At 67.7% G+C, this 12,361-nt stretch carries 11 protein-coding genes; 6 read left to right on the forward strand and 5 right to left on the reverse strand.

Going from position 1 to position 12,361, the window contains the following annotated elements:
- Positions 1 to 47 precede the first annotated feature (47 nt).
- The 3 genes from ACFPO9_RS08425 to ACFPO9_RS08435 all read left to right on the forward strand — a co-directional run bounded on the left by ACFPO9_RS08425 (position 48) and on the right by ACFPO9_RS08435 (position 2,893).
- Positions 48 to 1,373, forward strand: coding sequence for a sensor histidine kinase (locus ACFPO9_RS08425; protein WP_379769754.1), 1,326 nt, complete (start codon positions 48 to 50; stop codon positions 1,371 to 1,373).
- A gap of 20 nt (positions 1,374 to 1,393) precedes the next feature.
- Positions 1,394 to 2,377, forward strand: a complete 984-nt coding sequence (locus tag ACFPO9_RS08430) for a threo-3-hydroxy-L-aspartate ammonia-lyase (protein ID WP_379769417.1) — start codon at positions 1,394 to 1,396, stop codon at positions 2,375 to 2,377.
- A 99-nt stretch (positions 2,378 to 2,476) separates the two neighbouring features.
- A complete protein-coding gene (locus ACFPO9_RS08435; protein WP_379769420.1) occupies positions 2,477 to 2,893 on the forward strand; it encodes a YXWGXW repeat-containing protein in 417 nt (138 codons plus the stop codon).
- A gap of 25 nt (positions 2,894 to 2,918) precedes the next feature.
- Here ACFPO9_RS08435 and ACFPO9_RS08440 read toward each other — a convergent pair whose 3' ends face one another.
- Both ACFPO9_RS08440 and ACFPO9_RS08445 read right to left on the reverse strand, forming a co-directional pair.
- Positions 2,919 to 4,448 carry a sensor histidine kinase gene (locus tag ACFPO9_RS08440; protein ID WP_379769422.1) on the reverse strand — a complete coding sequence of 510 codons (1,530 nt, stop codon included), beginning with the start codon at positions 4,446 to 4,448 and terminating at the stop codon, positions 2,919 to 2,921.
- Positions 4,449 to 4,458: 10 nt separating this feature from the next.
- A complete protein-coding gene (locus tag ACFPO9_RS08445; protein ID WP_379769424.1) occupies positions 4,459 to 5,994 on the reverse strand; it encodes a sensor histidine kinase in 1,536 nt (511 codons plus the stop codon).
- A gap of 156 nt (positions 5,995 to 6,150) precedes the next feature.
- On the opposite strand from ACFPO9_RS08445, the gene ACFPO9_RS08450 reads away from it, so the two are divergent.
- Positions 6,151 to 6,498, forward strand: coding sequence for a DUF4124 domain-containing protein (locus ACFPO9_RS08450; RefSeq protein WP_379769426.1), 348 nt, complete (start codon positions 6,151 to 6,153; stop codon positions 6,496 to 6,498).
- Here ACFPO9_RS08450 and ACFPO9_RS08455 read toward each other — a convergent pair whose 3' ends face one another.
- From ACFPO9_RS08455 to ACFPO9_RS08465, 3 genes are all read right to left on the reverse strand, one after another.
- The gene (locus ACFPO9_RS08455) at positions 6,499 to 9,453 is read right to left on the reverse strand and encodes an EAL domain-containing protein (protein ID WP_379769429.1); all 2,955 of its coding nucleotides are present in this window, start codon (positions 9,451 to 9,453) and stop codon (positions 6,499 to 6,501) included.
- Between the two features lie 99 nt (positions 9,454 to 9,552).
- A complete protein-coding gene (locus ACFPO9_RS08460) occupies positions 9,553 to 10,263 on the reverse strand; it encodes a hypothetical protein (RefSeq protein WP_379769431.1) in 711 nt (236 codons plus the stop codon).
- 195 nt (positions 10,264 to 10,458) lie between these two features.
- Positions 10,459 to 11,301 (reverse strand): PhzF family phenazine biosynthesis protein, encoded by an 843-nt coding sequence (locus tag ACFPO9_RS08465; protein ID WP_379769433.1) that lies wholly within the window; start codon positions 11,299 to 11,301, stop codon positions 10,459 to 10,461.
- A gap of 127 nt (positions 11,302 to 11,428) precedes the next feature.
- Here ACFPO9_RS08465 and ACFPO9_RS08470 point away from each other — a divergent pair, with 127 nt between their 5' ends.
- The gene (locus ACFPO9_RS08470) at positions 11,429 to 11,716 is read left to right on the forward strand and encodes an autorepressor SdpR family transcription factor (RefSeq protein WP_379769436.1); all 288 of its coding nucleotides are present in this window, start codon (positions 11,429 to 11,431) and stop codon (positions 11,714 to 11,716) included.
- On the forward strand, positions 11,713 to 12,360 hold the full coding sequence (locus tag ACFPO9_RS08475) for an SdpI family protein (RefSeq protein ID WP_379769438.1): 648 nt from the start codon (positions 11,713 to 11,715) through the stop codon (positions 12,358 to 12,360). Before ACFPO9_RS08470 ends, ACFPO9_RS08475 begins: the two co-directional genes overlap by 4 nt.
- Position 12,361 lies beyond the last annotated feature (1 nt).

Consider the following 12,361-nt stretch of genomic DNA (forward strand, 5'->3'; position numbering starts at 1 on the left):
TGTCCCCTTTGACGTCCGAAGCGCCACGCACGCGCCTGTTCGGCCGCATGAAGAGCGGCCTGTTCTGGCGCACCTTCCTGCTGCTGTCCTTCCTGACGGGCCTGTCGATGGCCTCGTGGATCGGCATGATCAACGTGTTCCAGCGCGGCCCGCAGGCGGAACAGACGGCGGAGCTGCTGGTATCGGTGGTCACGCTCACCAAGGCCGCGCTGACCCACTCGGCGCCCGACCTGCGCACCGAACTGCTGTTCGAACTGGTCTCGAACGAAGGCATCCGCATCCTCACGCTCGAACCCGACGACAAGGTCGAACCGCCGCCCTCCAACGCGCTGATGCCGGAGATCGCCGCCATGGTCCGCCAGCGCCTCGGCAAGGACACCCGCTTCTCGCGCAAGGTGAACGACATGCCTGGCTTCTGGGTCAGCTTCGACATCGACGGCGACAAATACTGGCTGATGCTGGAACGCGACCGCCTGGCCGGCCTCACCCGCGTGCAGTGGCTGGGCTGGGCCACGGTGGTCGGCGCGCTGTCGCTGCTGGGCGCGGCCCTGATCTCGACCCTGATCAACCGGCCGCTGGCGCGCCTGACCGCCGCCGCGCGTTCGATCGCCCAGGGCAAGCGCCCATCTCCCCTGCCCGAAAAAGGCTCGCAGGAGATCATCGAGGCCAACCGCAGCTTCAACCAGATGGTGGACGACCTGCAGCAGCTCGAGAAGGACCGCGCGATCATCCTGGCCGGCATCTCGCACGACCTGCGCACGCCGCTGGCGCGCATGCAGCTGGAGGTCGAGATGGCCAACCTGCCGCAGGAGGCGCGCGAGGGCATGCAGTCCGACATCGCGCAGATGGACGCCATCATCGGCCAGTTCCTCGACTTCGCACGCCCGACCGAGGCCGCCACCTTCGTGCCGGTCGACCTGTCCGAGCTGCTGGAAGACTGCGCGCACGCAGCCGCCCGCCTGCCGGACGTGCGCATCGCCACCGCCATCGAGCCGGGCATCCACGTGCCGGCCAACGGCACCGATTTGCGCCGCGTGATCAACAACGTGATCGAGAACGCGCGCCGCTACGGCAAGAACCCTGGCGCGGACATCACCGAAATCGACATCGCCTGCCAGGTCAAGATGACGGGCCACGGCCGCCGCGCGGTGGTCGAGATCGGCGACCATGGGGTCGGCGTGCCCGAGGACCAGATCCAGCTGCTGCTGCGGCCCTTCACCCGCCTGGACAGCGCGCGCGGCCAGGCCAACGGCGCCGGCCTGGGCCTGGCGATCGTCGAGCGCGTCATCACCCGCCATAACGCCGAGCTGCAGGTGCGCAACCGCGACGGCGGCGGGCTGGTGCTGCAGTTTTCCTTCCCGCTGGCTTCCTGAACCATCCACTTCGAACCGCCATGCAAGACACCATCGAACTCTCCTATTCCGACGTCGAACAGGCCGCCGCCCGCATCGAAGGCGCGGCCCACCGCACGCCGGTCCTGCGCTCGCGCACCGCCGACGCCATGGCCGGCGCGCAGCTGTTCTTCAAGGCCGAGAACTACCAGCGCATGGGCGCCTTCAAGTTCCGCGGCGCCTGCAACGCCATTTCGAAGTTCAGCGAGGCGCAGCGCCAGGCCGGCGTGCTGACCTTCTCGTCGGGTAACCACGCCCAGGCGATCGCGCTGTCGGCCAGGCTGGCCGGCATCAAGGCCGCCATCATCATGCCGAAGGATGCGCCGGAGCTGAAGGTGCGCGCCACCCAGGGCTATGGCGGCGAAGTGATCTTCTACGACCGCTACACCGAAAACCGCGAACAGATCGGCGCCCGCCTGGCCCAGGAACGCGGCATGACCCTGATCCCGCCCTACGACCATCCGGACGTGATCGCGGGCCAGGGCACGGCCGCCAAGGAGCTGTTCGACGAAGTCGGCGAGCTGGACATCCTGCTGGTGCCGCTCGGCGGCGGCGGCCTGCTGGCCGGCTGCGCGCTGGCGGCCTCGAAGCTGTCGCCGAACTGCACCGTGATCGGCGTCGAGCCGGAAGCCGGCAACGATGGCCAGCAATCGCTGCGCGGCGGCCGGATCGTCGACATCGGCGTGCCGCAGACCATCGCCGACGGCGCCCAGACCAGCCACCTGGGCCAGCACAACTTTGCCGTCATCCAGAAGCTGGTGTCGGACATCGTCACCGTCAGCGACGCCCAGCTGGTCGAGACCATGAAATTCTTTGCCGAGCGCATGAAGACGATCGTCGAGCCGACCGGCTGCCTGGCCGCGGCGGCTGCCCTTTATGGGGCGTCAGATGCGGGCGTGGTACCCATGGCCGGCAAGAAAGTCGGCATCCTGATCAGCGGCGGCAACGTCGACCTGGCGCGCTTTTCGAAGCTGGTGTCCGCCTGAGCCAGCCGGCGGTGGCCGGGCGGCGTTAGGCGGCGCACAGTCGAGCACGCGACAAGGGCGTAGAGTTGACCTGCAACATAACTCTACAAGGAGGACACAATGACCAAGATCCAGAAACTCCTGATCGCCAGCCTGCTCGCCGGCTCCTTCGGCGGCCTCGCCGTGCCGGTCACGGCCTCGGCCCAGACCATCATCGTGCGCGAAGCCCCGCCGGCGCCGCGCGTCGAACGTGTTCCGGCGCCGCGCCGCGGCTACGTCTGGGCCCCGGGCCACTGGGAATACCGTCACGGCCGTTACGTGTGGACCCGCGGCACCTGGCTGCGCGAGCGCCACGGCTATGCCTACAACGCCCCGACCTGGGTCGAGCGCGACGGCCGCTGGGTGATGGAAAGCGGCGGCTGGCGCCGCGGCGACCGTGACGGCGACGGCATCCGCAACGGCCGCGACCGCGACCGCGATGGCGACGGCGTGCCTAACCGGATGGACGACCATCCGAACAACCCGAACCGCCGCTAAGGCTGCCTAAGCCCTAAAGCCGCTCTCAGACAGGGACCGTGGCAAGGCTCACCGTGAAGGTGCTGCCCTTGCCCGGTCCCTGGCTGTGCGCGGCCACCGTCCCGCCGTGCAGGACGACGATATTCTGCACCAGCGCCAGGCCGATGCCCAGGCCGCCGCGGATCCGTTCCGGCGCGTGCTCGCCGCGGCTGAACAGGTCGAACACGTGCGGCAGCAGCCTCGGCTCGATGCCGGCGCCGTCGTCGCGCACGGCGATCCTGACCGCCGGCGCCTTGAGCGTCACCGACAGCACGATCCGCCCGCCCGGCGGCGTGTACCTGGCCGCATTGTCGAGCAGGCTCACGAGCACCTGCACCAGGCGCCTGGCGTCGCCGATCACGGCCGTATTACCCGCTTCCTGCTCCACCACCAGCGCATGGCCGCGCGCCTCCATCAGCGGCCGCACCTGCGCGACCGCGCCGGCAACGATGGTCTCGAGCTCGACCCGGGTCCGTTCCAGCTGGATCTGGCCGCGCATGACGCGCGACACGTCCAGCAGGTCGTCGACCAGCGAGCCCAGATGCCGCACCTGGCGGCCGATGTCTTCGCTCGCCTTCAGCACCCGCAAGTCGCCGGCGCCGGTGGTTTTCAGCACGTCCATCGCCAGCGCGATCGGCGCCAGCGGCGTGCGCAGCTCCTGCGCCAGCGTGGCCAGGAACGCGTCCTTGCGCCGGTCCTGCTCCTGCAGCGAGCCATACAGGCCGGCGTTCTCGAAGCCGTTCGATGCGATCGACGCCAGTTGCACGAGGATGGCCTCGTCTTCTTCGGTGAATTCGCCCTGGTGCTTGTCCCAGGCCTCGATCAGGCCGATGTTGTGGCCCTTGCGGTCGACCAGCGGCACCGCCAGGCGCGCGCGCATCAGCGGCGGCTCGGCGGCATCCGCGGCGCGCGAGACCGCCTTGACGGCCTGGCGCAGATGCGCACCCTCGCTCAGCGACACGCCCGCATGGTGCACCTCCAGGATCGCGCGCACCTCCTCCACCAGGGCCTCGGCGATCTGCTGCGAGGACAGCGCGGTGTTCAGCGTGCGCGAGGCCTGGGCTACCTTGGCCAGCAGGGCCGAATTGCGCTTCTCGCGGTCGAGGCGCTGGGCCAGCTCGGCCTGCGCCTCCACCTGCTCGGTGATATCGTCGTGCATCAGCATGACTTCGACCACCTTGCCATGTTCGTCCTTGACCGGGTGGGCCAGCGCCTTCACCCAGCGCGCCTGCGCCGCACCGTCGAAGCGCGAGACGTCGAAACGGATCGGCGGAATCTCGACCGATTCGCCATCCAGCGCGCGCCGCAGCCATGCCGTGACGCCGCTGGCGACCAGTTGCGGATCGGTGAGGACGTTCAGCTCCCCGCTGAGGAACATCTGCTTGACCGGATGGTCGTCATGGAACTGGAACAGGTTCTCCCAGGCCTTGTTGACGGCCAGCGTGCGGCCGTCCAGCGCCAGGATCTGGATGCTGACAGGCGCCTGCTGGAACAGGGTCCGGTAGCGCTGCGCCGGGATGGCGGGTTCGTCTTGCATGGCGTGTGCGTTATGAGGTTTCGGGACTGAGCGCGAGGCTGATCGTGAAAGTGCTGCCCGTGCCCGGCCCGTCGCTGTGGGCGCTGACCGTGCCGCCGTGCAGGCCGACGATATTTCGCACCAGCGCCAGGCCGATGCCGAGGCCGCCCTGGGCGCGGTCGGGCGTGCGCTCGGCCTGGGTGAACAGGTCGAACACCTGCGGCAGCAGGCGGGCGTCGATGCCGATGCCGTTGTCGCGCACGGCGATCCGCACCTGTCCGTGTTCGCATGCGCTGGACAGCAGGATGCGTCCGCCGCGCGGCGTGTACTTGGCGGCATTGTTCAAGAGGTTGACCAGCACCTGCACCAGGCGCTTGGCGTCGCCGCTGACGGCCGGATCGCCCGCCGCCGGCACGATGTCGAGCACCTGCTCGCGCGCCTCGAACAGGGGCCGCGCCTGTTCGACGGCGCTGGCGACGATCGCGCCCACCTCGACCCGCGCGCAGTCCAGCTGGATCAGGCCGCGCGTGACGCGCGAGACGTCCAGCAGGTCGTCGACCAGGGCCGTCATGTGGCGCACCTGGCGGCCGATGACTTCACTGGCCCTGGCCACCCTGTCCTCGCCGGCGCGGCCGAACTTCAGCATGTCCGCCGCCGCCGAGATCGGCGCGAGCGGATTGCGCAGCTCGTGCGCCAGCATCGCCAGGAATTCGTCCTTGCGCCGGTCCTGCTCCTGCAGCGAGGCGAGCAGGCGCATGCGCTCGGCCTGCGACATGACCATGTCGTGGATGTCGGTGTTGGCGCCTATCCATTCGCGGACCGCGCCATCCTCGTCGGCGATGGGCACGCCCTTCACCGCGGTCCAGCGATAAGCGCCGTCGGCGCGGCGCAGGCGGTACTCGGTCTCGAACACGCCGCGGGTCGCCACGCAATGCGCCCACAGCCGGGCGGTGGTCTCGCGGTCGTCCGGATGCAGGGCGTCGAGCCAGCCGTATTCCTTCCACTCCTCGTAGCTCTGTCCGGTGAAGGCGCGCCACGAGGGCGAGTCTTCCAGCACGCGGCCGTCGGCGGTATTGGTCCAGACGATCTGCGAGGTCGCCATCACCAGCGAGCGGAAACGCTGTTCGCGCACGCGCAGCGCGCTTTCGGCCACGACGCGGTCGGTGATGTCCTCGTGCATCAGCATCACTTCGAGCACCGCCCCGCTGCCGTCCTTGATCGGGTGGGCGCGCGCCGTGACCCAGCGCGCGTGCGCGGCGCCGCCCTCGAGCCGGGCGACGTCGTAGCGGATCGCCGGAATCTCGACCGGTTCCCCGGCCAGCGCGCGCCGCAGGTAGCCGGCAACGCCGCTGGCGACCAGTTGCGGGTCGCTCAGCACGTTGTATTCGCCCAGGATGAAGGCATGCAGCGCGCTGCCCTCGTGGATCTGCCACAGCGCTTCCCAGGCCTTGTTGACGCGCAGCGTACGGCCGCCGGGAGCGAGGATCTGGAGACTGGCGGGCGCTTGCCGGAAAAGTTCGCGGTAGCGCAGCTCCTGGCTGGCTGTGTTGTCTGGGTCGAATTGCATCCGGGCATGATGGCATAGTCATGCACGATCAGGCAATCTTCGGACGGCTGGAAGTCCTACACCCCTGGGGCGAGGCGGCCTACGGGCAAGGTGAGGAAGATAACAGAGTACGGCGGGCTCGGCGCGCACACTGTGGCCATACCACAGGAGAACATCATGAAGCGCCCCATCAAACTGCTGAGCATTCTCGCCGCCGCCGCGCTATCGGCATCGATGGCGTCCGCACTGGCCGGAAACGAGATCGTGAAGTGCGTCGATTCGGCCGGCCACGTGACCCTGACCGACCAGCCCTGCGACGCCGGCGCGTCGACCGTGAAACTGTCGAGCGAAACGCCGCAGCGGCAACGCCACGTCGTGACGCCCGCCGAGCTGCGCCATGCCAGCTGGAAGCGCCCGCAGGAAGTGCGTCCCGCCGCGCTGTCGCGCGATATCGCCACCCTGAAGGAAGCCCGCCGCATGCTGATCCTGCAGGAAGCCAGGCCGCGCCTGGCCGGCCTGAATTAATCAGTGTAAATCGCGCAGCGGCGTGATATCCATGAGCGCCGGCTCGTTGGCCGGCGCCCCCAGCGTACGCACCAGCTGCAGCACGTCCTCGCCCTTGATGAAGCTGGCCGAGGAGCTCGCCGCCAGCATTTTTTCCGGCGGCTGCGAACGCGCGATCGCGTAACCCTGCACGTAGTCGACGCCGATCTCGGCCAGGGTGCGCACCGTGTCGGCATCCTCGGCCCACTCCGCAATCGTCTTCATGCCCAGGTTGACCGCCAGGCTGACGATCGCCTCGACGATGGCGACGTTGGCCGGATGGGCGTTGATGTTGACGATGAAGTTACCGTCGATCTTCAGCACGTCGGCCGGCAGTTCCTTCAGGTAGGAGAAGGAGGTGTAGCCGGCGCCGAAGTCGTCCAGCGCCACCTTCACGCCGAAGGCGCGCACCTGGTCGATGAAGCGGCGCGTATTGTTCAAGTCGTGCAGCGCCACGCTTTCCGTGATCTCCATGCACAGGCGGCTGGCCACGTGCTCGTGGCGCGCCAGGATTTCCAGCGTGTCCTGCACGAAGCGCTCGTCGTTCAGCGAGGCGCCCGACAGGTTCATGCAGACGAAGCGGGTATTCGTCAGCTTCTCGACATGGTCTTCGATCCAGGACAGGGTGCTCGACAGCACCCAGCGGTCGATCACGCCCATCCTGCCGCTCTTCTCGGCCGCCGCGATCAGCGGGCCGGCCGGCGACACGCGGCCGTCGGCCTCGCGCATGCGCAGCAGCACCTCGAAATTCAAGGATTCATGCGGTGCGCGCAGCGACATGATCGGCTGCATCTCGAGGAACATGCCCTCGGTCGCGTTCGGCCCGTTCAGGCGCGCGACCAGGTTCAGCTCGGCCTCGCGCTCATGGAAGGCGCTCGAGCCGCGCTTGTACACCACCAGCCCTTCGGTATTGCCGTCCTTGGCTTCGCGGCAGGCGCGGTCGGCGGTCGAGACGGCGTCCTTCATGGCCATGCCCGGCGCCACTTCGATCAGGCCCACCGAGCCGCGCACGTGGAAGGCCTTGTCGCCGACGCGGTAAGGCGAGCCGCCGATGCGGTCGACGATGCTGCGGCAGATCAGCGAGGCCAGCGAGATCGCCGTATCCGGCATCACGATCACGAATTCGTCGCCGCCCACGCGGCCGATCTGCTGGCCGCCGGCCAGGGTCATCGCCACGCGCTCGCAGACCTGCTTGAGGACTTCATCGCCGGCGGCGTGGCCGAACAGATCGTTAATGAGTTTGAACCGGTCGAGGTCGAGGTAGGCCAGGGTCAGCGGACGGCCCGGCGCGGCGCCGGCGGCGACCGTCTCGAACATCTTCTCGATGCCGCGGCGGTTGAAGACCTTGGTCAGCGGGTCGTTGTTGGCCATGAAGCGCAGCTGCTCGGTGGCGCGGGTCTTTTCGGTGATGTCTTCGAGGACGCCTTCGACGCGGCCGTGCGCCAGGGTGGCGCGCACCAGGAAGCGGCGCTCGCCCTCGCGCGGGTCGATCTCGAGTTCGACGCTGAGCTGGGACTGCACCTGTTCGCGCATGCGGCTCCAGGTGGCGTCGCTGAAGAACTGCTGCCAGCGCGTGCGGCCCGGCGCCAGCGCGTCGCAGGCGAGCATGCGCAGCAGCGCCGGATTGGCGGACAGGAAGCCGCCGTACTGGTCGAGCGTGAACAGGCCGACCGGCATCGCCTCATAGGCATGTTCGAGCTCGGCCTGGGCGGCGATGCGTTCCCTGGTTTCGATGCGCATCTGCTCGGCGATGGCCAGCGCCGCCAGCAGGCTTGAAGCCAGCGCCGCGGTGACGCCGTTGGCCAGGTTCAGCAACTCGCGCATGCCGAGCGCCGCGGCCACCACTTCGGCAAGGCTGGACAGGAAGGTCACGCCGAACGAGGCCGCGAACCACATCGCCACCCGCGCACGGTCACGCAGCATCAGGTTGATCAGGCCGGCCGTCATCAGGGTCAGCCCGGACGCCACGATCACCCACATCACCGGCAGGTAGTAACCGAAGGGCAGCCAGATCGAGAACGGCAGCAGCGTCAGCGCCAGCCACTGCGTCACGCGTAGCGGATGGGCGAAGCGAGTCTTCGCGAGGTCCGCGCCGAACAGCGTCATGTACAGGGTCAGCGTCGATATCGCGTACAGGGCCGTGGTCACGGCCTTGCTCGGCACCAGCCATCCGGGCGGCAGCGCCTGGCCCAGCCACTGGATGTCCCAGCCGGCCGAGATCGCACCGACGCGCAGATTCAGGATCAGCCAGGCCGCAAACTCGAGGTAGAGCAACTGGCGGTTGATCAGGGCGGTGATCAGGATGAACAGGCTCAGGACGATCATGCCGCCGTCGAGCAGGCCCGACTTGCGGTGGAACTGCTGGATCGACCGTGTCATCTCGGCGGCCGGCCATTGCACCGCGCTCAGGCGCGCCGGCCCCGTGAAGCGTGCACGGCACAGCACTTCGGACGAGGCGGTGAGCGGACGCAGGGCGAAGCCGGCCTTGGCGGCCGACAGCACGCCATTGGCCGCCTCATGGGAGGCGCTGCCCAGCGATGCCAGGCTGGCGGCATCCCAGCAGCTGATATCGATCGCGTGACGCGAAGGGAACTCGATGACCTGGGGGCCGCCCGGCAGGTCGCGGGGCCGCACCGCAAACCAGACAGGCGTTTCGGCCAGGTGGGTGTCGTAGCGCTCGACCGCGGGCACGCCGGCCAGTTCGCGCAGTGCGGATGCGGGGTCGAGCGGGCCGCCGCTCTCGGCGAGTACACGCACCGGCAGCGCGACATCGCCGCTGGCCACGTAATGGTTATTCCAGGAAGCGTAGGCCAGCACGGAAACCAGCAGCACGCCGACCGGCACGAAGTAGACCGAGAGCAGGCGCATCATGGCCCGCAGCAGGCGGTCAGGATAGGCGGAGATCGGTATTCGTGCTGGACTGGGCGGCTGGGGCATAAACTGTATCGGTCGGACGAACGGACGCCGGCTTTGTGCCGGCGCCTGGCATTTCCGTAAGGATACAGCCTGCCGCTAATGCGGTCAGCAATATTTTGTTCAGGCAGCTGCGAACTGGGTCAGCGGCATTGCCGCGGGCGCGCGCATGGCGCTTTGTGTGGTGGGCAGACCACGCTGCGGCAAGACCAGGCCGATGTCGATGTCCGGGTGATGGGTCTCGCGGAAAAACTTCAGCAGCGGGTGATTGGCGGCGCGCCAGCGTTCCTCGGCAGTGGCGATCTCGAAGGCCATGACGCGGTGCGGGATATTGCCCGTATTGCGCAGCGGGACCATTTCATTTTCGCCGAAAACATCCTTGAACAGCAGTTGCTCGTACTGGCGGTCGACCGGATTGCGGCCGGCGACCACGGCGAAATCGGTGCCGCTCTGTTCCCAGAAGTCGAAAAAGGCTTTCATCAACGCGACTTTGACCATATGGCCGATGCGCCCTTCACCCACGCCCAGGCGCTCGACTTCGCACAGGGCACGGCCCTGCAGCCAGTCCGGCAGTTGCACCGACTCTTCCAGATGCAGCGGACGGTAGATATTGGTTTGCAGGCGCGCGGTGCCGATCGCCGTGCCATCGAGCTTGGACTCCGCCAGCAGCACGACGGTATCTTCTTCGTAATCGCAGGCTTCCGGCACCATCAGGGTGCGCGCGAATTCGGGGACATGGCGCGCATAGGCCGCATGGCGGATCGCGACGGCCTTCTTCAATGCGGCCTCGGTTTCGACGCGGCGGACCGTGAACGGCAGGCGTTCAGTCTTCATGCCTTCGCGGAGAAAATTTGCGGACAGGGCGGCGGGTGGGCGCATTTCCATGGCGGGCTTCCTTGAGTAATTGAATAACGTTTTCTCGTTAAGAGAATTATCAAACCTTCAAATGAAAACCTAAGCTTTAAGGAAAGGCGCTTTTTACCCCCTATTCATGAATTTCCGAACATCCGTACGTTTAGTTTCCAGGCATTACATGAAGCGCGCCGTGCCCGCCACCCGGATCGAGCCGCCCTTCGTCGCGCCGATCTCCGCGCGCAGGCGCGAACGCATGCCCATGTCCTCGCCCTGCACCACGTCGATGGCGCCGCCGTGCGGCCAGCCGAGGTCGCGCAGATAGCCGGCCAGGGCGGCGGTGCCGGAACCGGTGGCCGGGTCCTCGTAGACGCCGCCGAAGGCGAAGGGGTTACGGGTATGGAACAGGCGCGCGCTCTCCGCCCAGGCCAGCACGATGGTCGGCATGTTCCAGGTTCGCATCAATGTGCGGCCCGCCTCCAGGTCGTAGCGCATCGCGGCTAGCAGCTCGCGGCTTTGCAGGGCCAGCACCAGGTGGTCATTGCCGGCATGCGCCAGGCCGGGCGGCAACCGCGAATCGAGGTCGGCCTCCCGATAGCCGAACAGGTCCAGCGCCTCGGCCACCAGTCGCGGATCCGCCGGCGCACTGCGGGTCGGCGGCGACTGCAGGGCGGCGGCGCTCAGGCCGCCCTCGCGCCGGCCCTCGACGGTGATGGCGGCCTGGTTCAGGGCCAGCGGATAGACGCCGTCGCCGGCTTCGCGCGCCAGCGCGGCGCCGAGGGCGATGGTGGCATGGCCGCAGAACGGCACCTCGGCCTCGGGCGAGAAGTAACGCACGCGGAACCCCTCCCCGCTGCGCGCGGCGAAGGCGGTTTCGGAAAAGCCCACGGCATGCGCCAGGCGCTGCATCTCCGCCTCGGGCGGCAGCGCAGGACCGATCCAGACCCCGGCCGGATTGCCGCCCCGGTCGCCGTCGGAAAAGGCGGCGATGCGCAGGACCTCGGTGATTGATATGGTCATGGAAGACGCCTCGATCTATTGAAAAGAAAAACATGATAATGCCGCGCTGAAAACCTTGCCGATGGCTTGACGAGGCCGGACTTCATGCCTATAGTTAGACAATCATCTAATTAGAAAAGAATCGAATATGACGGGCAAGCTTACCGGCGCCTTCAAAGCCATCGCCGATCCGACGCGCCGCGAGATCCTGCATCTGCTGCGCAAGGAAGAGATGACGGCCGGCGACGTCGCCGCCCGCTTCGACATGACCAAGCCGACCATGTCGCACCATTTCTCGGTGCTGAAGGAAGCCGGCCTGGTCAGCAGCCGGCGCGAGGGCCAGACCATCTGGTACGCGCTGAACACGACGGTCCTGGAGGATGTGCTGGCCTGGACCCTGGACATGGCGCGTGGCGCCAAAGGAGAAAAAGAATGACGAAGCAAGGTTTCATGTGGTGGTCGGTTCCGCTGTTCCTGCTGGTCCTGGCGGCGACCATCTTCGTGTACCCCGACCTGCCCGCCACCATTCCCACGCACTGGGACGCAGCCGGCCAGGTCAACGGCCACGGCCCGCGCGCCACGGTCTTCCTCGAGCCGCTGATCATGGGGCTGATGATCCTGTTGTGGCCGGGGCTGCCGCGGGTGTCGCCGGACAGGTATCGGGTCGAAGGCTTCAGCGGCAGCTGGTGGTTCAGCGGCCTGGTGACGGTCGGGCTGCTGGCCTACGTCCAGTGCATCCTGCTGGCGGTGCTGCGCGACGGATCGCTGGACATCGGCCGCGCCCTGTTCGGCGGCATCGGCGTCGCCATCGTCCTGCTGGGGAATGTGCTGGGCAAGGTCAAGCGCAATTTCTGGCTCGGCGTGCGCACCCCGTGGACCCTGGCCAGCGACCGGGTCTGGTATGCGACGCACCGGCTGGCCGGCAAGAGCATGGTCGCGGGCGGACTGGTGGTGGTGTTGTCCGCGCTGCTTGGCTTGCCCGGGTATGTGGCGACTGCGGCGCTGCTGGCGGGGGCCTTGGCGCCGGTGGTGTTTTCGCTGGTGTATTACAAGCGGCTGGAGCGGACTGGCGGGGCGTGAT

The sequence above is a fragment of the Massilia aerilata genome (genome assembly GCF_042656905.1).
GTDB classification, from domain to species: domain Bacteria; phylum Pseudomonadota; class Gammaproteobacteria; order Burkholderiales; family Burkholderiaceae_D; genus Telluria; species Telluria aerilata.

What these genes read in the sequence shown, in the direction of transcription:
- ACFPO9_RS08425 (WP_379769754.1), top strand. Translation starts at nt 48, where the DNA reads ATGAAGAGCGGCCTGTTCTGGCGCACCTTCCTGCTGCTGTCCTTCCTG.
- ACFPO9_RS08430 (WP_379769417.1), top strand. Translation starts at nt 1,394, where the DNA reads ATGCAAGACACCATCGAACTCTCCTATTCCGACGTCGAACAGGCCGCC.
- ACFPO9_RS08435 (WP_379769420.1), top strand. Translation starts at nt 2,477, where the DNA reads ATGACCAAGATCCAGAAACTCCTGATCGCCAGCCTGCTCGCCGGCTCC.
- ACFPO9_RS08440 (WP_379769422.1), bottom strand. Translation starts at nt 4,448, where the DNA reads ATGCAAGACGAACCCGCCATCCCGGCGCAGCGCTACCGGACCCTGTTC.
- ACFPO9_RS08445 (WP_379769424.1), bottom strand. Translation starts at nt 5,994, where the DNA reads ATGCAATTCGACCCAGACAACACAGCCAGCCAGGAGCTGCGCTACCGC.
- ACFPO9_RS08450 (WP_379769426.1), top strand. Translation starts at nt 6,151, where the DNA reads ATGAAGCGCCCCATCAAACTGCTGAGCATTCTCGCCGCCGCCGCGCTA.
- ACFPO9_RS08455 (WP_379769429.1), bottom strand. Translation starts at nt 9,453, where the DNA reads ATGCCCCAGCCGCCCAGTCCAGCACGAATACCGATCTCCGCCTATCCT.
- ACFPO9_RS08460 (WP_379769431.1), bottom strand. Translation starts at nt 10,263, where the DNA reads ATGAAGACTGAACGCCTGCCGTTCACGGTCCGCCGCGTCGAAACCGAG.
- ACFPO9_RS08465 (WP_379769433.1), bottom strand. Translation starts at nt 11,301, where the DNA reads ATGACCATATCAATCACCGAGGTCCTGCGCATCGCCGCCTTTTCCGAC.
- ACFPO9_RS08470 (WP_379769436.1), top strand. Translation starts at nt 11,429, where the DNA reads ATGACGGGCAAGCTTACCGGCGCCTTCAAAGCCATCGCCGATCCGACG.
- ACFPO9_RS08475 (WP_379769438.1), top strand. Translation starts at nt 11,713, where the DNA reads ATGACGAAGCAAGGTTTCATGTGGTGGTCGGTTCCGCTGTTCCTGCTG.